A 20,617-nucleotide genomic window follows, 5' to 3' on the forward strand; every position below is an offset into this window, starting at 1 on the left:
GGCATTAACTGACGGGAAGCAGGAATCTTAGCTGCAGAGCAGATACCTAATGCAACAGGCAACAGGCAAGCTGCAGTACCGGTGTTGGAAAGCACGGAAGAAAGTACAGTGCCAACAACCATCAGACCAAACATCAGGCTGTTTTCACCGGTGCCGCACAGATGAACTACTTTGTTACCGATAGCCTGAGCTAAACCGGTGTAGAACATTGCTGCACCAACAACGAACATGCCGGCGAAAAGTACAACGGTGGAGTTAGACAAGCCGCTAAATACTTGTTTAGCAGGAATCAGGCCTAACAGGCCACACGCAATAGCGCCAGCGGTTGCAGTAACTGCGAGAGGAATGAGTTCGGTTACGAAGAATAACGCAACTACTGCCAAGAGGATTAAACACTTAATTGCAGGGGACATTTTAAGTTCCTCCTTTGTAAAAAATTTTTATATACAATGTCATCTGGACATTATATAACTTTAATTATTGCTTTGTGAAAGTACATGTCAAAGCAATCTTTTTTACTTTATTAAGTATTGTTATTTGCTTTGTTGAATTTATAATAACAGCATTTTTTCTGCGCTTCTGTTGCACAGGCAACACATTTTTTAGCACCAGCTCTTCATATTCCATATATGACCACGCTATCATAAATCTCTAGGCGTTATTTTTTTCTTTTAAAATTAACTGCATATATTTCAAAACCCCTTTTATCAACTGTATTTCACCCAGCTCTCTCATTTTTATTAAAGCAAAAATGCCATGCAATAGCGCACGGCATTTTTACCACTTTCTTTAGTTTTTTAAGTAAAGTAAGTACTAATTTGTCAAAATATTACATTCAACTCACTTGCCCGGGAAGAACGGCCATACGATAGGAATTACAATCAGGGATACGATGAAGCATACGATAACCAGACCGGTACCTGCTTTAACATAGTCCATGAATTTGTAGCCGCCGGGGCCAAGAACCAGAGTATTCGGAGGAGTACCTACCGGAGTTGCGAATGCGCAGGATGCTGCAACAGCGATTGCCATGATAACAGCCTTCGGGTCAGCATTGAGCTGCTTAGCAATTGCTACACCAATCGGGCACAGCAGAGCAGCGGACGCGGTGTTGGACATGAACTGAGTCAGGATGCAGGAGAGTGCAAACAGTACAGCAGTTACAACCATCGGAGAAGGATCGCCGCCCATCAGACCAACAGTCCATTCAGCAATGAGCTTGCCGGCGCCGGTTTTATCCATAGCGGTGGATACAGGCATCATACCTGCGAACAGGAAGATGGTTACCCAGTCGATAGAAGCATAAGCCTGTTTTTCGGTTAAGCAGCCGGTCAGTACGCAAATCAGCGCGCCAATAATAGCAGCCATTTCCAGAGTTACGCCTTTGATATCGAGAGCCATTACCAGAACAACGGCAATCAGGATAGCACCGGAGATAATCTGTTTTTTGCTGTCAGTGCTGGTAGCTTCGATTTCCTGCTCAATATCCTGGTCAGCATCAAGCTCAACCTTCGGCAGCAGGTGTTTACCGATAAACATCATGTACAGCATGCCGGCAATGGATACCGGAATACCGATCCAGGCAAATTCGAAGAAGCCAAAGCTCGGCAGGCCGGCAGCAGTCAGAGCGCCGGTTGCAATGATGTTAGGCGGAGTACCTACCATAGTGATGATACCACCCCAGCCGCAGGCAAATGCCAAAGGCATTAACTGACGGGAAGCAGGAATCTTCGCTGCAGAGCAGATGCCTAATGCTACAGGCAGCAAGCAGGCCGCAGTACCGGTGTTGGAAAGCACGGAAGAGAGTGCAGTGCCGACAATCATCAGACCAAACATCAGGCTGTTTTCACCGGTTCCGCAAAGATGTACAACCTTGTTACCGATGGACTGCGCCAGACCGGTGTAAAACATTGCTGCACCTACAACAAACATGCCGGCAAACAATACTACGGTAGAGTTAGATAAACCGCTAAAAACTTGCTTAACAGGCAATAACCCCAACAGACCACAGGCGATAGCACCGGCAGTAGCAGTGATTGCTAATGGAATGAGTTCGGTAATGAAAAATAATGCAACCACAGCCAACAGAATCAAACACTTAATAGCAGGGGACATAATAGTTTCCTCCTTTTGTAAGTATTCACGAGATGTATAATTATAACTTTTTATGAGTTTTTTCTACATTCCCGTTGTCTTAATATTAACGTAAAAGCTTCGCCAGCAATGTGACTTAAGCAACACTTTTGTATGCTTTTCAGAATATTTTAACTGATTTTACTTACATTATATTTATTTAATTTTTTAAAGTTATTTTTAGTACTTGTCGTACCGTTATTATGTGTCTAGGTACTAAAAAATCTTGACATATTATAGGCTGTCAACACGTTTATTTTTATCATCTTCTCCCGCCTATATAACAGCAGAAGGCCGCTGCGCTTTTACAGCAACAGCGACCTTTCTGCCAGTGTTTGATTCAGGGTGTCGTCTAATATGGGAGCATTAAGGGAAGAACGGCCATACCATCGGAATAACAATCAAGCTTACAACAAAGCATACCAGCACCAGACCGGTTCCGCATTTCACATAGTCCATAAATTTGTAGCCACCGGGACCGAGTACCAGAGTACAAGGCGGAGTGCCAACGGGAGTTGCGAATGCGCAGGATGCAGCAACAGCAATCGCCATTACAACGGCCTTGGGGTCTGCATTCAGCTGTTTAGCAATCGCTATACCAATCGGGCACAGCAACGCAGCAGAAGCGGTGTTGGACATGAACTGTGTCAGGAAGCAGGAGATGGAAAACAGTACTATCGTTACAATAAGCGGTGTAGGTTCGCCACCCATCAGTCCCACTGCCCAGTTAGCAATCAGCTTGCCTGCGCCGGTTTTATCCATTGCAGTGGACACAGGCATCATACCCGCAAACAGGAAGATGGTTACCCAGTCGATGGAGGAATAAGCCTGTTTTTCAGTCAGGCAACCGGTAAGTACGCATACAAGAGCACCAATAATAGCAGTCATTTCCAAGCTGATAAACTTAAAATCCAAGGCCATTACGATTACGCAGACCAACAGAATCATACCGGAAATCATTTGCTTTTTCTTATCATGGGTAGTAGCTTCAATTTCCTGCTCGATTTCCTGATCCGCATCAAGCTCTGCCTTCGGCAGCAGATACTTGCCAATCAGCAGCATATAGAGAATACCTGCTACAGATAAAGGAATACCAATCCAGGCAAATTCAAAGAAGCTGAACCCCGGCAAACCGGCAGCTGTCAGAGCGCCACTGCCGATAATATTAGGCGGTGTACCTACCAGAGTAATAATGCCGCCCCAACCGCAAGCATATGCCATCGGCAACAGCTGGCGGGACGCAGGGTTTTTGGAAGCAGCACAGATACCAAGTGCTACCGGCATCAGGCAAGCGCAGGTACCGGTGTTGGAGAGAACAGAAGAAAGAGCAGTTCCGACAAGCATTAAGCCAAGCATCAGGCTGTTTTCACCGGTTCCGAAAATATGCACTACTTTTTCACCGATAGCCTGAGCTAAACCGGTGTAGAACATTGCCGCGCCAACCACGAACATACCGGCAAACAGTACTACAGTAGAATTAGAGAGACCGCTGAAAACCTGCTTGGCCGGAATCAGACCCAGCAAGCCGCAGGCAACAGCGCCGCCGATTGCAGTAATTGCCAAGGGTATAATTTCAGTTACAAAGAACAAAGCAATTACCGCTAACAGAATTAAACATTTGATTGCGGGGGACATAAGCAATACCTCCTTTTAATCTTTTTCCGAAAGTCATACAGCAATGAAATCTTATATGCTCTTCCGTTGATTTTATGATAGCATTTTCTTCCATCTTTCCGCTGTAGCCCAGGCAACAAATTTATTATATTTTACATAATCTTTTTCATATTTTAGTTTCTGAATTTCATAATTTCTATTGTATTTTTGTTTATAAACTTACGTATCTTATTTTAATTACTTAAGCGCTGTTTTTCAGCTGTTCAGGTACTAATTTCAGCAAGTGTTCAAGACAATAAAAAAAGACACCTTCACGGTGCCTTTCTTAATAAAAATATAATTATTATTCCGTATGAGAATGCTCCAGAATCTCAAATGTATTCTTCTCAAAGCTGATAAGTCCGTCAGCACGCATGCGCGCCAGTTCCCTGGTCAAAGCACTGCGGTCGGCATCCAGATAATTAGCCAAAACGGTACGGTTAAAAGGAATAGTAAATTTATCACTGCCATTGTACCTTGCTTCCTGCTCAAGATAAGCCATAATCTTACCGCGCAAGGTCTTTTTGCAAAGAATTTCCGTTTTCTCAATCAGGCGTGTATTATTGTCTGCCAGAATCGAAACGATATTGCACATCAGACGTCTGTTGGTTTCATTATGATTTGTACCATCAAACAGCATTCTGCCTAACGGAAGCATCAGAATCTCGCTGTCGCTTGCAGCAAAATAGCTTACCACACTGCGGTCACTCAGCTTACCCAAGTAGTTTTCCGCAAAAACATCGCCTGCGCTCAAATTGGCAATAATGGATTTTTCACCCCAGATATCCTCTTTGATCATCTGAACAGTGCCTTCCATGACAACGCATAAATTTTCTATGCAGTCACCTGCCAGATAAATATAGTCAGACTTAGGGAAATGCTTAATCAGTCCATGAAACTTATGCAGAACCTCGTTAATTTCTTCTCTGCCCAAGCCTTTAAACAACGGTATATCATGATAATTCGGTGCAAACATTTTTACTGCCATATTATCACCAGCCTTCTATTTCATATTAGTTATTCCACATCCTTATTATCCCAAATTAAAATACATATGTAAATATTATGTAACTAAAGTAAACGTTTAGTAATTTTGTTGCTCACGCAACATTTTTTCTGTTTTTTTATAGTGCCCGAAAGCCCCAAAAACTGTGGTTTCAGGCGCTATCCGCCTTCACTTACATAACTTACAAAATTATTCTTTTCTGAGATGTTTTGTAAATAAAGAAAGCGCTTGTACGCTGTAAAAACGTTGCAATGGCAACGCACGCAAATTGTCGCACAATTTATAATATAACCATAATAACCTTAAGACATTTGTTGGGATGTTGTTCCTTATACCAATTGCTTTACCGGTACATTTTGAGGGAAGTGTACCGGGATTTTTTTGCATTATAAGCATCAGCCGGTATATGAGGATTGCCCACTGTATAGACAAAAAAGCGCAGACTGTTCACCAGCCTGCGCTTTTTTATATCTGACTAATCTATAAATGTTGTCTTTAACCGAACATAGCCGCAATCGCCTGCTCCAATGTTTTGACACGCACAATCTGTGCCTTGACAGACGGCAGCTGCAGCTTGCTGTCCGGTACAATGAATTTGCTGAAGCCCAGATTAATGCCATCCATAATCCTGCGCTCGGGCGCGCTGACGCGGCGCACCTCGCCTGTAAGACCAACTTCGCCAAAAACGAGGATGCCCTTAGGCAGAGGCCTGTTCCGATAGCTGGAAACAAGCGCTGCCGCTACCGCCAAATCTGCCGCCGGCTCATTAACCTTCATGCCACCAACTACGTTGACATAAGCATCATAAATGCCAAAGTCTAAGCCAAAACGTTTTTCCAGAATCGCCAGCAGCATATTCACTCTGTTATAATCAAAGCCTACTGCCGTACGTCTTGGCATGCCGTAGGGAGTTTTAGCTACCAGCGCCTGGATTTCTGCCATAATCGGCCTATTGCCTTCCATGCAGGCACCGATAACACTGCCTGCTGCTTCACCATCTCTGTCCTCCAAAAACAGACCGGCAGGATTTGCTACCTCCTGCAGACCGCCCGCCTCCATAGAGAAAATGCCGCTTTCGCTCGTACTGCCGAAGCGGTTTTTTAATGCACGCAAAACGCGGAAGGAATAGGAACGGTCACCCTCAAATTGCAGCACCACGTCCACCATATGCTCCAAAAGGCGCGGTCCGGCGATGGTGCCATCTTTAGTAACGTGACCAATCAGCAGCACAGCAATGCCCGTACTTTTGGCAAACTGCAGCAGCTTGGCAGTACACTCACGCACCTGCCCCACACTGCCGGCAGCAGTCTGCAGTTCCGGATTATACATTGTCTGGATACTGTCGATAATCAAAAGCTGCGGCTTCAAGGCATTCGCCTGCGCCAAAATAGCATCCAGATCCGTTGCCGTAAGAATCAGCAGGTTACCATTGGACTGCGCTCCGCCCAAGCGGACGGCACGCATTGCAGTCTGCTCCTCCGATTCCTCGCCGCTGACATACAGCACCTTTATTCCCTGTTGCCCGAAGCGCAGACCTGCGTCCAGCAAAATCGTAGATTTGCCTATGCCAGGCATGCCTCCCAGCAGCACAAGGCTGCCGGGCACGACACCGCCGCCCAGCACGCGGTCAAATTCGCGAATCCCTGTTGCCAGACGTTCTACCTTTGTTTGAGCAACACTGGCGATAGTGCGCGGCCGCAGCTTTTCGTTATTAGCCGGCAAATAGCTTTTACTTGCCTTGGCAGTCACTTCTGCCTCCTCCACCAGCGTATTCCAACCGCCGCATTCCGGGCAGCGTCCTAGCCACGAGGAGGCAACATAACCGCATTCCTGGCAGACAAATCTGCTCTTAGTTCTGGCCATGCTGTGGCTCCTTTCCGCTGCTTACGGCAGCAGTCTGTTCATCTGTCACCGGCAGCTCCAACAAAAACTGTGCTCCCTCAATCGCCGTACGGAAATCCATTTTTTTATCTGCAGCCTCGGCAATAATCTTGTCACCGCTGTGGAATTTTCCTGCCAGGAACAAATCGCTCAACGGATCCTCCACCAGCTTACGCAAAGCTCGGCGCAGTGGACGCGCTCCGTACTTGCTGTCACTGCCTTCCTGCAGCAGCAGCTCGAGTGCCGGAGCGGTAAGCTCGATGCTGAGGCCGTTGCCTGCCAGACGTTGGTTCAGCTCACGCAGCATATTGTCGGCAATCAGCTCCAGCTCCTGTCTGCCCAAGGAATTAAAGACAAGGATTTCGTCCACACGGTTCAAAAACTCCGGACGGAACATATTCTTGATTTCAGCAAGCACCTGCTCCTTGCGGTTCTTGCGCTCGCCTGCCTCGTTGCCGGCAAAGCCCAGCGGTCTGGTGTTAGCCAGCTGCTGTGCGCCGGCGTTGCTTGTCATAATCAGCACGGCATTACGGAAGTCTACCGTGCGCCCCTGTCCATCGGTCAGACGGCCATCCTCCATAATCTGCAGCAGCAGATTAAACACATCTGGATGTGCCTTTTCGATTTCGTCCAACAGCACTACGCAATAAGGCTTACGGCGTACTGCATCTGTCAGCTGGCCGCCCTCGTCGTAGCCTACATAGCCGGGAGGTGCGCCAATCAATCGCGCTGTAGTGTGCTTTTCCATGTATTCCGACATATCGAAGCGCAGCATAGCGCGTTCATCGCCAAAAAGCTCCTCTGCCAGCGCCTTCGCCAGCTCTGTTTTGCCTACACCTGTAGGACCAAGGAAGAGGAAGGAGCCAACCGGTCTGTTTTTATCCTTGAAGCCTGCGCGTGCACGGCGCACAGCCCTGCTTACAGCGCTTACAGCCTCCTCCTGACCGATAACACGCTTATGCAGGCGCTGCTCCAGCTGCAGCAGACGACTGCTTTCGGTTTCGGTCAAGCGTGTCAGTGGAATCCCCGTCCAGGAGGCAACAACCTCAGCTACATCCTCCGCAGTTACCGGCTGCGTCATAGCAACCTCCGCCAAGGCTTCAGCCAGCTGCGTTTGCAGCTCCGCCTCGTCGTCGCGCAGCTTAGCTGCCTTTTCATAATCCTGCTGCTCAACAGCCTCTTCCTTTTCCAGCTGCAGATATTCCAGCTGCTCCTGCAGCTCACGTGCCGGTGCAGATTTTTTATATAGCTTAATACGCAGACGGGCGCAGGCCTCGTCCATCAGATCAATAGCCTTATCCGGCAGGTTTCTGTCTGTAATATAGCGGTCGCTAAGCTCCACTGCCGCCTTAATGGCCTCCGGCTGAATCTGCAGCTTATGGAATTCCTCATAGCGCTGGCGCAAGCCCTGCAGCATCGCTTCGCTGATTTCTGCGCTCGGTACATCCACAAGCACCGGCTGGAAGCGTCGTTCCAAAGCCGCATCCTTTTCAATATGCTTACGGTATTCATCAACCGTCGTTGCGCCAATAACCTGCAGCTCACCGCGCGCCAGCGCCGGCTTAATGATGTTGGCCGCATCAATACTGCCCTCGGCACTGCCAGCACCGATAATTGTATGCAGCTCGTCGATAAAGAGGATTATCCGCTTATCGTCGCGTACCATCTGCAAAATTTCCTTCATGCGGTCTTCAAATTCACCGCGGTATTTGGCACCTGCCACCAGCATGCCCAGCTCCAGTGAAAAAACGATTTTCCGCTGCAGAAAATCCGGCACGTCACCCTTGATAATCTTCTGCGCCAAGCCTTCTGCGATAGCGGTTTTACCTACACCAGCCTCGCCGATAATTACCGGGTTATTCTTGGTGCGACGGCACAAAATCTGGATAAGACGTTCTACCTCCTTATCGCGGCCAATCACCGGGTCAATCTTGCCACGGCTTGCTTCCAGATTCAAATTACGTCCATATTCTGCAAGAACCTCTAAAACATCAGCCTGCTTTTCTTCTACCGAACGACGCTGCTGATTTCTGCCCGGTACAGCCTTGCGCTGGTCATCAAGCGTCTGCACCAGCTCCTTGACATACTCCAGCGTAATATCAAACTTCTGCAGCACCTGATAGGCAATGCCATCGCCAGCTGCCAGCAAGCCTACAAGCAGCTGCTCGCTGCCTACGTATTCCTGCTCCAGCTCCTGCGCGTTCTCTGCCGCACGCTCCATTACACGCTGCGCGCGTTGGCTGTACTGCGGCAGCTTAGTCTGCTTGCCGCCCTTATCCAGCCAGCCTTCCAGCTCCGTCTGTATCTCTTCGAGATTATTATATAATCTGTGCAGCAGCCTTTTGCCGGTACAATCAGGGATTGTCAAAAGTCCCCACAAAATATGCTCCGTACCAATATGCTCGCTGCCACAATCTAAAGCCTTGGTTGTTGCCAGCTCCAGCACCTTGGCCGCTGCCTCGCTGAATCCCTCACGGGTAACCTTTTTCTTGGGCTGCGGTCCGATATTTCCGCCGCTCTTCAGCAGCTCATCTATAAAGCGTTTAGCGCCCTCCGGTGTCAACGGCATGCCACCCATGCCCATCGGCATATAATCCTTGGCGCATTCACCACAAAGCCATTTATCAATCTGTTTATCGCCTACCAGGCACACCATGTGCATGATGGCCTTCTTTTTATGACAAATTTCACAAAGCATCGCTTCACCTCCGTCCGGTACTATGCAGCAAGCTTACAGCCTGCTGCAAGATTTCCTTCTTCTTATCTTCATCGGCGTCAATAATCTGCAGCATATACTGCAGCAATGCGCCCTCTCTTGCCGTAATCATCTTTTGCTGCTGCAAGTGCTGCACCAGCTGCATCGCCGTAGGCGGCTTGGGTGTCTCTACAGCAGGCTGCATGCGTATAATTCGCACAAAACCGCCGCTGCCGCGCCTTGACTCCACCATAAAGCCACGCTCCGGCGTAAACCGTGTACTGATCACATAGCTTATCTGCGAGGGAGCGCAGGAAAGACGCTCGGCCAGCTCATTTCGCTGCACAAGCACAGTATTCTCGTGCTCACGCAGCAATTCACCTATAATAAAGCTTTCAATTGCATCTGCTAAATTTTTCATAGTAACTCACCTTGATTTTATATTTGAATATATTATATTTGACTTTTCGACTTTAGGCAAGTGAAAAATCTATGACAGAAATCTGCGCGCAAAAAAAAGACTGCCGCAACTCTATTTAGCTACAGCAGCCTTTTATAATCCGAATTAATTATTTAATTAACCCTTAATAGTCTTTAGCATCTGCAAAGCCTGCACGATATCCTGCATAGTGAAATTCTCCAGAGAAGTCGCTGCAGTTTCTTTCTTTGCTTTTTCTTCACCAAATACTATCTCATCAATACCACAATTAAAAATATTCGTCATCTTAACCAGATTTTCCAAGGTCAGACCGGCACGCCCGCTTTCGATATTACTCATATGGGTTTGTGATACACCTATATTTTTAGCCAGCTCAGTCTGATAAATATTATTCTTCAAACGCAATGTTTTGATACGTAGACCAACAGCCTTATAATCCACTTGCTTTGCCATATTAGCTCATCCCCTAACTATTTGCTGATATAGTGATGCCAGCTACATCCTACTGCTTGTGAAATGACCTTCTACATAACCGCACCCTATATAATATAACACAGCATTCTTTCAGAACCATTTCCTGAAAAGCTACCCCCTCTCCCGGAACCGGCGCTCTATTCGCACTTTAATTGTCCTTTTAACGAATGCTTAAACCAGCTTACCTAATTATATAATACACCTCTTTAAGGCATTATGCAATAATAATAATTAATATTTTAAGGCAATTAAGTTGCATCCAAACTTTTCTCCTTCTTATTCTCATTGTTTGAAAACAAAAAGCATCTCTGTTTTATAAATAATTTTCTATGATTCTTTAATTGCTGAAAAAAAGCGGCATATTTCACAATAGTTTCGCAAATTCTTTGCCTTTTTGACTTTTTGTAAATTGACAGTACGAAAGCTTTCCTCTACAATTAAATCAAGCAGGTATTCCAAGCCTGTCTGATGTCTGTTAAATACGAAAGGAGATATAAAAATGGGTAAAGGTCTTTTAGGCGTTATCGCCGCTATTGTCATTATGGCAGTTATGTTCTTCAGCAGCTATAATGGTCTTGTAAGCATGAATGAAAATGTTACCGGCAAATGGTCGCAGGTGGAAAACCAGCTGCAGCGCCGTAACGATTTAATCCCTAATCTGGTAAATACCGTCAAGGGCTATGCAGCGCACGAAACGGAGGTTTTCAAGGCTGTATCCGATGCCCGCGCTAAGCTTGGCGGTGCCAAAACCGTAGCAGAAACAACTGCAGCCAACAATGAAATGAACAGTGCTCTGAGCCGTCTGCTGGTTGTTGCCGAAAATTACCCGGATTTGAAGGCCAACACCAACTTCCAGCAACTGCAGGATGAGCTGGCAGGTACCGAAAACCGTATCGCCGTAGCACGTAAGGACTACAATGATGCGGTACAGTCCTACAACGCAAAAATCAAATCTCTGCCTACCTCTTTATACGCCGGTGCCTTCGGCTTTACCGCCAAGGATTACTTCAAGGCAGATGCAGCTGCCCAAAAGGTACCGCAGGTTAAATTTTAAGCAGATAATCCCGCTAGCTGCAAACTGCTGACGGAGGGATAATAATGAAACGTTTTATAATCTGCCTGCTGCTTATCCTGCAGACTTTCTTTGCCGCTTACGCCGGCGCCGCGCCTGCCATTCCGCCGCGACCGGCGGCCGGCAGCGGCATTTACGTACAGGACAACGCCGGTGTCATCTCTGAAGAGGATAAACAGCAAATGCTCAGCTTGGGCGCTGAGCTTGACAACAAAACAACAGCACAGCTGGCAGTACTGACAATCAACACTCTTGACGGCGAGCCTATTGAGGATTACGCTCTGGAGGTTCTGCGCCAATGGGGCATTGGCAGCAAAGAACAAAATAACGGTGCGCTCATTGTCGTCGCCGTCAAAGACAGACGCTCACGCATTGAAGTTGGCTATGGTCTGGAAGGCTCGTTGCCTGACGGTCTTACCGGACGCATCCAAGACCAGTATATGATTCCTTACTTCAAGGACGGTAATTACAGCAAGGGTATTTTGCAGGGCTATAAGGCTGCCGCAGCCAAAATTGCCCAAGGCTATAATACGGAGCTGAGCGGGGTGAAATATCAGGCTCCCGCTTCCCAACCGCAAAAAAATACAGGCTCCAGCCTAGATGATTTGCTGTTTGCTTTGGGAGTAATCGGTTTTCTTATTGTTGATAATCTTTTACTTGGCGGCTTTTTTACGCGCATCCTGCTGCTGCTGATTTTCCGCGGCGGTGGGCGCGGCGGAGGAGGCCGAGGCTTCGGCGGTGGTAGCGGTGGTGGCGGCGGTTCGTCCCGCAGCTGGTAAAAGCAATATAAAACCAAATCAACTGCATCACTTTTCGGTGGTGCAGTTTTTTTATGCTAACTTTACAGTTAGCCGACAATACAGCTACAATGCTAAAACTCCTGCCAAGGCACAATGCCCGGGCAGGAGTTCATATCATTTTATATTATTAAACGAAATTCGGCAGTTATACCATGCCTCTGATTTTCATTGCTTCTTCCAGGCTGCCCAAAGCAACCATGTAAGCAGCAACACGCAGCGTTACATTATACTGCTTAGCTTTTTCATAAACCGCCTTAAAGGCCTTGCGCATCAATGCGTTCTGCTTTTCAATAACCTCTTCCTCCGGCCAGAAGTAACGGTACAAATTCTGTACCCATTCAAAATAGCTTACGGTTGCACCGCCGCCATTGGCCAGAATATCAGGAATAACCATAACCCCCTTAGCCTCCAGAATATCGTCAGCCTCCGGCGTAGTCGGTCCGTTTGCACCCTCGCAGATAATGCTTGCCTGTACAGCCGCCGCATTCTCCATAGTCAGCTGCAGTTCAATAGCGCAGGGTGCCAGCACGGTAACATCCATTGCCAGCAGTTCGGCATTGCTAATTGCTTTACTTCCCGGATAGCCTATTACGCTGCCTGTTTTCTTGACATATGCATCTACATCATAGCAATCAAAACCATCTTCTTTGAAGATAGCGCCGTAAACATCACTCAAGGCAATAACCTTAACACCTGCATCACAGAACAGCTTGGCAGTCCAGCTGCCTACATTGCCGAAGCCCTGCACGGCAGCAGTTGCCTCATAGGGTTGAATTCCCTGCAGCTTCAGCGCCTCCAATGCAGCAACAACAACGCCGCGTCCGGTAGCAGCAGTACGTCCCAAGGAGCCGCCTACGCTGATTGCCTTGCCTGTAATAAAGCCAGGCTCATATTGACCGTTCAGCTTGCTGTATTCATCCATCATCCATCCCATAATCTGAGCATTAGTATTCATATCAGGTGCCGGGATATCACGTTTTTCACCGATAATCGGTGCAATTTTATCTATATAACCGCGTGTCAGACGCTCAAGCTCAGCTTTTGAAAGCTTTGCCGGATCTACGATAATACCGCCCTTGCCGCCACCATAGGGCAAACCGGCTACGGCACATTTACAGGTCATCCAAAAGGCAAGCGTCTTTACCTCATCCATGCTTACATTCTGATGATAGCGTACACCGCCTTTTGCGGGGCCAAGGATTGTGCTGTGCTGGCTGCGATAGCCGGTAAATACTTTTGTAGTACCGTCATCCATTTTTACAGGAATAGAAACTTCCAAAGTACGTTCGGGAACCGCAATAATAGCTGCTGCGCCTGCATCAAGCTCCATTGTCTCAATCGCTTTATTCAGTGGAATTTGGGCCATTTCAAAAATATTCATAATCAAGCCTCCTTGCTTTCCAAAAGGATATAACCCCATATCCGTACTCTTATTATAACGTGTACATTATTCAGTGTCTACAGAATTTTTTGTAACTTTTCTTATATTCAAGAGCTTTTTTACTTACAAAACCATTTTGTTTACAGTAAAAACGCCAGCGAAGCCGCCGGCGTTTTACTTTAGTCTATTATAGGGAACTCATCATATACTCTGCCAAAATCAATTCCACCAATAATTTTATTCTTGTACTGCCCGCGAATAGCCCGCTCGCCCTCCTCCATATGCTTGGAGGTTATACCATAGCGACGCGACAGCCACACCTCTACAAAGGCCGAAAGATTATCGCAGCCTTTGAGCACGCTGCCGTCAATTGCATGGAAGCCCGGCTTGTTGTACTTGCTGCTAATCTCTTCAATACTCGTATGTACTACCTTGCCGTCAATGCGGACACGATTGGAAAATTCATCCTGCGTATAATACAGAATATCCTCATGCCAGGTATAAGGCAAGAGCGGCAGGATCTTTTCAGCTACCATACGCTCTTCCATACGCTTAATCAGCTCATCAAGGCCCGGTACACTGCGTTTGACCGGTGAAATAATATCGCGTGTCAGCACCTCCGGCAAATCGTGGAAAAGACCGCAGAGGAAATCGCCCACGATACGCTCATCACAGGCTTCCAGCTTAACTGCGCAAAAATAACCCATAATCGCTACCAACAGTACATGCCCCATAACAGAGGTTTCAGGAACACGCGGCGACTGCGCCCAACGCTTTTGGAAGCGAAGTTGGCCGACAAGATCGATAAACTTGCTGCTCTTACCCTTCAGCGCCAGCTTCTTTACTGCCGCCAAGTCGTAATAATCCTCCAGCTCGTTTTCTATAACAGCCTTGGTATCCTCACTGCCGTAAATACCCTCATTAAAGTGATATATCAGCTCAAATTCCCATTTTGTTGCCAGATAATGTGCAGCGCGTAAAATCTTTTTTTCCATAGCGCAGTATTGCGGGTCCTCAAAATAGAGCTGCATTTTTTCCATAAAATCTTCCTGAATATCAGGAATCCGCCGCCGCAGCTCCTGATAAACCCAGGCATTAAGCTCCTTGCCATAAACACGCATCATTTCATGGAAAATCTGCGGCTTGATATCAGTCAGCACGTTACGCTGCAAAAACTCAAAAATGCCGCCTTCTATCAGCAGACGCCAGTTGAGCTGCGCACCATGGTCATCCTCCTCATGGCGGGCCAGCACATACATAATCATCATCTTATGAGCCTGCTTATCAAGCTCTGTAAAGCCGCTGGGACGGATATGCTCATTCCAGCGCTGGATATGCGCTGCATCATATAAAAATTCAATAAAGCTTTTGGTCAGCATTGCTTCATCTCCCTCATAAACACGTCTACTCTTATTTAACAGCAAAAGCAGGCTTTTGGCAAGAACGCCGATAACTTTATTTTGTACCTGCATATATTAAAAGGCAGCCTCCGCCTGTGCGAAAGCTGCCCGTTAATTAACTTATGCCTTTTTATCCAGCATCTGCTCCAGTGTATGCCAGCCAAGCACGGCGCATTTAACGCGCGCCGGCATGTGGGATACATCCTGCAGCACACCTGCTTCCTCCAGCTCGTCAATCTCTTCCTCGCTGGCAGTGCCCTTAATCATGCGCAGGAAAATATCAGCAAGGCGCAAGGCCTCTTTTTCACTCTTGCCGATAACCAGGTCCAGCATCATGTCAGCACTTGCCTGGCTGATTGCACAGCCGCTGCCCTGAAAGGCACCGTCGACAACAACGCCGTCAGTAAGCTTCAGCTTCATGGTGATATCATCACCGCAGCTGGGGTTGTAGCCGCGCATCTCTACGTCTGCGTCAGGCAAATCATGCTTATGACCGGGATGCATATTGTGGTCGATTAAAATTTCATTATAAAAGGCTCTATTATCTGCCATAGCCCATTCTCTCCCTTATTGTAGATAAGCTGTTGATGAAGCGCTCTACATCTGCTGCCGAATTGTAGAAGGCCAGACTTGCACGGGCAGTTGCACCTGTGCAAAGGTGGTCCAACAGCGGTTGAGCGCAATGATTGCCGGCACGTACATTTACGCCGTCAGCATCAAGGATTGCAGCAATATCATGCGGATGCACTCCTTCTACCGTAAAGGTAAGAATACCCTTGTGCTCCTCTGCAGTTTTACCGCCGATAATATGCACACCGGGAATCTTATGCATGGCATCAAAAGCTAATTTCGTCAGCGCTGCTTCGCGCGCTTCGATTACCTCAAAGCCGATGCTGTTGATATATTCGATAGCAGCATGCAGTCCGGCAGCACCGGCAGCATTTACCGTACCTGCTTCAAACTTATGCGGCAACGGTGCATATTCCTGACCGTCACGGCTTACAAAGCTGATCATCTCGCCACCGCTCAGGAACGGAGGCATAGCCTCTAGCAATTCCTTCTTGCCGTACAGCACACCGATGCCCATAGGTCCGAGCATCTTGTGACCGCTGAAGGCAAGAAAATCAGCGTCCATTTTCTGCACATCAATCGCCATATGCGGTGCGCTCTGCGCTGCGTCAATAACAGCAACAGCGCCAACCTTATGCGCAGCACTGATAGCCTTGGCAATCGGATTCAGACGTCCCAAAACGTTGGAAACCTCTGCCATCGCTACGATTTTAGTTTTTTCGGTTACAGCTGCATCGATAGCCTCATCGCTGATGCTGCCGTCAACAGCACATTCAATGTACTTTACTACAGCACCGGTCTGCTGCGCAACCATGCGCCAGGGCAGCATGTTGCTGTGATGCTCCATAATAGTGGTAACGATTTCATCACCGGGCTTAAGGTTAGCCAGACCGTAGCTGTATGCCACCAGGTTCAGGCTTTCCGTAGTATTGCGGGTGAAAATAATTTCCTGCTCGCTTTTGGCATTGATGAACTTCTGCACAGCAACGCGCGCATCTTCATAAATGTCGGTTGCCTGCATTGCTAGGTCATACAAGCCACGCAGCGGATTAGCATTGTGTTTGAGATAAAAATCACGCTCTGCCTCAATAACGCAGGCAGGCTTTTGTGTGGTAGCAGAGTTGTCCAAATAAGCAACATCGTTAGCTGCCAGCAAAGGGAAATCCTTTTTATAATCAAAGGACAGTAAATCCTTATCATTCACCATCTGCCATCACTCCTTCCAGATAACGCTGCACCAGCTGCACCGTATCCTCATCGTCAATCTTGCGGCACAAAGCATCAATCTTCGCCTTAGCCATCATATCAACAGCCTCCTGCTCGCTGAAGCCGCGGCTGCACAAATAAAATAATAATTCGTCATCAAGCTTGCCGATGCTGGCGCCATGGTTGCCCTGCACGTCCTCCTCGCTGCACAGAATCAGCGGAATCGTCTGGTTAACCACGTCGTCGCTCAACAGCAATACTGTTTCCTTTTCATCGCCAATCGCACCGGCGCTGCCGTTTTTGAAATCAATCGTGCCACGGTAAATCTTCTTGGCACCACCCTGCAGCACGCCGTCTGCAGTCATTTCGCAGGTAGTCTTTTTGCCGTAATGGTTGGCAATAAAGTTCATGTCCACAGTCTGTCCATGGCGGCCGTAATAACCGATAGCAGCGTTGAAATCACTGCCGTCACCAAGAAGCTCCGTGCGTGCGCCGTTGTAGATTTTATCTGCACCCAACTGGATTTGCAGAAGCTCAAAGGCAGCATTATCGCCAAGTTCACTGCCAACGTCGTTGATATGCAGGAAGTCTCTGCCTAAAAGCTGCACCTGCACCAGCTTAACCTTAGCGCCGGCAGCTACATCTATCTTAGTTTGTACACTAGCCTGACCTTTAGCCTGGGCTGTGGAAATATAGGTCATCAGCACAGTAACATCACTGCCGGGCTTAGCTTCGATTTCAATCTGATTATAGCAGCTTGTATTATCGGCATAACGCAGAGTAACAGCAGCTACACTCTTGCCTGCGTCAGCAACAAGACGCAGCTTTTGGCCTTCGCCCAGACTGCTAATTGCTTCACCGACGCCGCCTGCTATTTTGGCAAAATCAGTGCCATGTACTGCGCACTGTGCCTTTTCGCTGCAGCCGCAGCAATTGCTGCCCTTGCTTTTATTCAAGCAAACGCTGCCCTCCAAAGCTACACGCGGTTCACAGCTATCCTGCGGCAGCTCCAGACCGGCCAGCTTTGTTTCATTCATTTTTAACCTGTTCCAGGTCGGAGCAGGCAACTGATTAATCACTAATTCTTCTATCATGCTGCTCCTCCTTAACCTATACTGCCCTGCATTTCCAGGCGGATAAGGTTGTTCATCTCAACAGCGTACTCCAGCGGCAGTTCTTTAGAAACATTATCCGCGAAGCCGCTGACAATCATTGCTCTCGCTTCTTCCTCGCTGATACCGCGGCTCATCAGGTAGAATACCGCATCGTCACTGATACGGCCGATTTTTGCCTCATGTCCGATATCCGCATCGGCAGTACGCACATCAATAGCAGGAATAGTATCAGAACGGGAAATATTATCCAGCATCAGGCTTTGGCAGGAAACAGAAGATTTGGCCTGCTTAGCCTTATTGGTAACAACTACACTGCTGCGGAAGGTGCTGATACCGCCGCTCTTGGAAATAGAACGGGTATTGACAATGCTGGTGGTTTTCGGTGCATTATGCACAACCTTGCAGCCTGTATCAAGATTCTGGCTGTGACCGGCAAATGTTACGCCGGTAAATTCGCTATGCGCGCCGGTGCCGTTCAAAATACTCATCGGATAAAGATAGGAAACGTGGGAACCGAAGGATCCGGAAACCCATTCAATAGTACCGCCCTCTTCAACCAAGGCACGCTTGGTATTAAGGTTATACATATTCTTCGACCAGTTTTCAATCGTAGAATAACGCAGCTTAGCATTTTTGCCGATAAACAGCTCTACGCAGCCTGCATGCAGGTTGGCAACATTATATTTTGGCGCACTGCAGCCTTCGATAAAGTGCAGGTCTGCGCCCTCGTCAACAATAATCAGCGTATGCTCAAACTGGCCTGCGCCCTTCGCATTTAAGCGGAAGTAGGATTGCAGCGGAATAGCCACACTGACTCCCTTCGGTACATAAACAAAGGAACCACCGGACCACACTGCGCCATGCAGTGCAGCAAATTTATGGTCAGTAGGCGGCACCAGCTTCATAAAATGCTCATGCACCATCTCCGCATAAGGTCCGTTCAAGGCGCTTTCCATATCAGTATAAATAACGCCCTGCTCTTCTACCTCTTTACGCACATTATGATAGACAACCTCGGAATCATACTGTGCGCCTACACCGGCCAAGCTGCTTTGTTCTGCCTGGGGAATACCCAGACGATCAAAGGTATCCTTAATATCTTCGGGAACATCCTCCCATTTGCCCTGCATGTTCGTGTTAGGACGTACATAGGTAACGATGTTATCCATATTCAGACCATCAATCGAAGGTCCCCAGTTCGGCACCTGCAGCTTATTATAAATCTCAAGGGATTTCAGACGAAATTCCAGCATCCATTCAGGATCATGCTTTTCGCGGGAGATTTTTTCAACAATCTCACGTGTCAGGCCTTCCTGAATGCGGTAAGCGTCCTTATCCTCGTTACGGAAGTCGTAAAGACTTCTGTCTATATCATCAACATAGGTTTTTTCTTCCATATTTTCCCCACCAGTTATTCCTTATTCTGCAAAAACTTTTCAAAGCCATTTTTGCTGACTTCATCAACCAGCTCCGGACCGGCATTTTTGATAATTTGTCCCTGAGCCAGAATATGAGTGTGGTCAACATGCAGTGCATCCAGGATTTTAGTATTATGAGTGATTATCAGCAATGCTCCCTGACGATGCTCCTGGAAGGTTTTAATGCCCTGAGAAACAATCTTCACTGCGTCAACGTCCAGACCGCTGTCCGTTTCGTCCAGAATTGCCAGCTTAGGATTCAGCATCAAAAGCTGCAGAATTTCTGCCTTCTTCTTCTCGCCGCCGCTGAAGCCAGTGTTCAAGTCACGCTCGGCATATTTGCTGTCCATCTGCAGCAAAGCCATAGCCTGACGCAGCTCCTTACGGAAATCCCAAGCCTTGATGCGTACACCGCGCTGCTGCTCCAAAGCAGTTTTCAAAAAGCTGCTCAGACTGATGCCGGGAACCTCCAGCGGATTTTGGAAGGAAAGGAACAGACCTGCCTTAGCACGTTTATCTACGGCAAGTTTGGTAATGTCTTCGCCGGCAAAATTAATACTGCCGCCCTTTACGGTATATTTGGGATTACCCATCAGCGCATAACCCAAGGTGGATTTGCCTGCACCGTTAGGTCCCATAAGCACATGAGTTTCACCCGGCTTAATATCAAGATTAATATTGTGCAGAATCTCTTTGTCCTCTACATTGACTACGAGATTCCTTACCTCTAATAAATTCTCTGCCATATTTATCCTCCAATCGAAGCAATCCGGAAGAACTGCTTCTCAAAATTTTAATTCCCACATTTCTAGTATGAATTCCATACCCTATTATAAAATTATTTCTCGCACTATGCAAGCGCTTAATGAAAATATACGCCTACAATTCGCAAATATTTTGCAATACAGCGCACTTAAAAATGCCTTTTAACAGCATTCTTCTTATTATATAATATTTTCAGGAAAATTTATAGTGAGACTGGAAAATTTATGGTCAAAACAGCCAAATTCACTGTCTAGGAAAAATTTTTCCGGAAACAACGCCGAGAAAAATACAAATCGAAGCGCAGTAACCCGAATTGGTTTAAATCAATTAATAAGTTCAAGCCCTTCGGCAAGCTTTTGCAAACTCTCCCAAAGTAAAACAGGATGCGCAAGCATATGCCTCAGCTTCGCATCCTGTTATCGATTATAATAAAAATATACACAGCTAATGTCTGCTGATTGACAGACAGAAAGTTAGCCACATAACGAAAAAAGCACTCCATTTATATGAAGTGCTGAATTTACGTGGTGGGCGCTAACGGGATCGAACCGCTGACATTCTGCTTGTAAGGCAGACGCTCTCCCAGCTGAGCTAAGCGCCCGAAAATGG

At 47.3% G+C, this 20,617-nt stretch carries 17 protein-coding genes and 1 tRNA gene; 2 read left to right on the top strand and 16 right to left on the bottom strand.

What is annotated here, in order from left to right:
• From BN587_RS01745 to BN587_RS11285, 8 genes are all read right to left on the bottom strand, one after another.
• Positions 1–413, bottom strand: a 413-nt coding sequence (locus BN587_RS01745) for an SLC13 family permease (RefSeq protein ID WP_044483940.1), incomplete at its 3' end; no start/stop codon positions are given.
• 427 nt (positions 414–840) lie between these two features.
• Complete coding sequence (locus BN587_RS01750) at positions 841–2,115, bottom strand: SLC13 family permease (protein ID WP_021719427.1); 1,275 nt, start codon at positions 2,113–2,115, stop codon at positions 841–843.
• A gap of 384 nt (positions 2,116–2,499) precedes the next feature.
• Positions 2,500–3,768 carry an SLC13 family permease gene (locus BN587_RS01755; protein WP_021719428.1) on the bottom strand — a complete coding sequence of 423 codons (1,269 nt, stop codon included), beginning with the start codon at positions 3,766–3,768 and terminating at the stop codon, positions 2,500–2,502.
• A 322-nt stretch (positions 3,769–4,090) separates the two neighbouring features.
• Positions 4,091–4,774, bottom strand: coding sequence for a Crp/Fnr family transcriptional regulator (locus BN587_RS01760; protein ID WP_021719429.1), 684 nt, complete (start codon positions 4,772–4,774; stop codon positions 4,091–4,093).
• Positions 4,775–5,287: 513 nt separating this feature from the next.
• On the bottom strand, positions 5,288–6,655 hold the full coding sequence (gene radA, locus BN587_RS01765) for a DNA repair protein RadA (RefSeq protein WP_021719430.1): 1,368 nt from the start codon (positions 6,653–6,655) through the stop codon (positions 5,288–5,290).
• Complete coding sequence (locus tag BN587_RS01770) at positions 6,642–9,371, bottom strand: ATP-dependent Clp protease ATP-binding subunit (RefSeq protein ID WP_021719431.1); 2,730 nt, start codon at positions 9,369–9,371, stop codon at positions 6,642–6,644. The genes radA and BN587_RS01770 overlap by 14 nt, the downstream gene beginning before the upstream one ends.
• Before the next feature lie 4 nt (positions 9,372–9,375).
• Positions 9,376–9,789, bottom strand: coding sequence for a CtsR family transcriptional regulator (locus BN587_RS01775; RefSeq protein ID WP_021719432.1), 414 nt, complete (start codon positions 9,787–9,789; stop codon positions 9,376–9,378).
• Between the two features lie 156 nt (positions 9,790–9,945).
• Positions 9,946–10,260 (bottom strand): helix-turn-helix domain-containing protein, encoded by a 315-nt coding sequence (locus tag BN587_RS11285; RefSeq protein WP_021719433.1) that lies wholly within the window; start codon positions 10,258–10,260, stop codon positions 9,946–9,948.
• Positions 10,261–10,780: 520 nt separating this feature from the next.
• On the opposite strand from BN587_RS11285, the gene BN587_RS01785 reads away from it, so the two are divergent.
• Positions 10,781–11,335, top strand: a complete 555-nt coding sequence (locus BN587_RS01785; RefSeq protein WP_021719434.1) for a LemA family protein — start codon at positions 10,781–10,783, stop codon at positions 11,333–11,335.
• A gap of 44 nt (positions 11,336–11,379) precedes the next feature.
• Complete coding sequence (locus BN587_RS01790; RefSeq protein WP_021719435.1) at positions 11,380–12,132, top strand: TPM domain-containing protein; 753 nt, start codon at positions 11,380–11,382, stop codon at positions 12,130–12,132.
• 166 nt (positions 12,133–12,298) lie between these two features.
• On the opposite strand, the gene BN587_RS01795 is transcribed toward BN587_RS01790, so the two are convergent.
• From BN587_RS01795 to BN587_RS01830, 8 genes are all read right to left on the bottom strand, one after another.
• On the bottom strand, positions 12,299–13,534 hold the full coding sequence (locus BN587_RS01795) for a Glu/Leu/Phe/Val family dehydrogenase (protein ID WP_021719436.1): 1,236 nt from the start codon (positions 13,532–13,534) through the stop codon (positions 12,299–12,301).
• Between the two features lie 179 nt (positions 13,535–13,713).
• Complete coding sequence (locus BN587_RS01800) at positions 13,714–14,913, bottom strand: HD domain-containing protein (protein WP_044483950.1); 1,200 nt, start codon at positions 14,911–14,913, stop codon at positions 13,714–13,716.
• Positions 14,914–15,054: 141 nt separating this feature from the next.
• Entirely contained in the window at positions 15,055–15,486 is a 432-nt protein-coding gene (sufU, locus tag BN587_RS01805; protein WP_021719438.1) for a Fe-S cluster assembly sulfur transfer protein SufU, read from the bottom strand.
• A complete protein-coding gene (locus BN587_RS01810; protein ID WP_021719439.1) occupies positions 15,476–16,711 on the bottom strand; it encodes an aminotransferase class V-fold PLP-dependent enzyme in 1,236 nt (411 codons plus the stop codon). Before BN587_RS01810 ends, sufU begins: the two co-directional genes overlap by 11 nt.
• Positions 16,701–17,804, bottom strand: coding sequence for a SufB/SufD family protein (locus tag BN587_RS01815; RefSeq protein ID WP_021719440.1), 1,104 nt, complete (start codon positions 17,802–17,804; stop codon positions 16,701–16,703). Before BN587_RS01815 ends, BN587_RS01810 begins: the two co-directional genes overlap by 11 nt.
• Before the next feature lie 11 nt (positions 17,805–17,815).
• Positions 17,816–19,222, bottom strand: coding sequence for a Fe-S cluster assembly protein SufB (sufB, locus tag BN587_RS01820; RefSeq protein WP_021719441.1), 1,407 nt, complete (start codon positions 19,220–19,222; stop codon positions 17,816–17,818).
• Between the two features lie 14 nt (positions 19,223–19,236).
• Positions 19,237–19,989, bottom strand: coding sequence for a Fe-S cluster assembly ATPase SufC (gene sufC, locus BN587_RS01825; protein WP_009145555.1), 753 nt, complete (start codon positions 19,987–19,989; stop codon positions 19,237–19,239).
• A 544-nt stretch (positions 19,990–20,533) separates the two neighbouring features.
• Positions 20,534–20,609, bottom strand: a tRNA-Val gene (locus BN587_RS01830).
• Between the last annotated feature and the right edge of the window lie 8 nt (positions 20,610–20,617).

The sequence above is a fragment of the Phascolarctobacterium succinatutens CAG:287 genome (assembly GCF_000434895.1).
Taxonomy (GTDB): domain Bacteria; phylum Bacillota; class Negativicutes; order Acidaminococcales; family Acidaminococcaceae; genus Phascolarctobacterium_A; species Phascolarctobacterium_A succinatutens_A.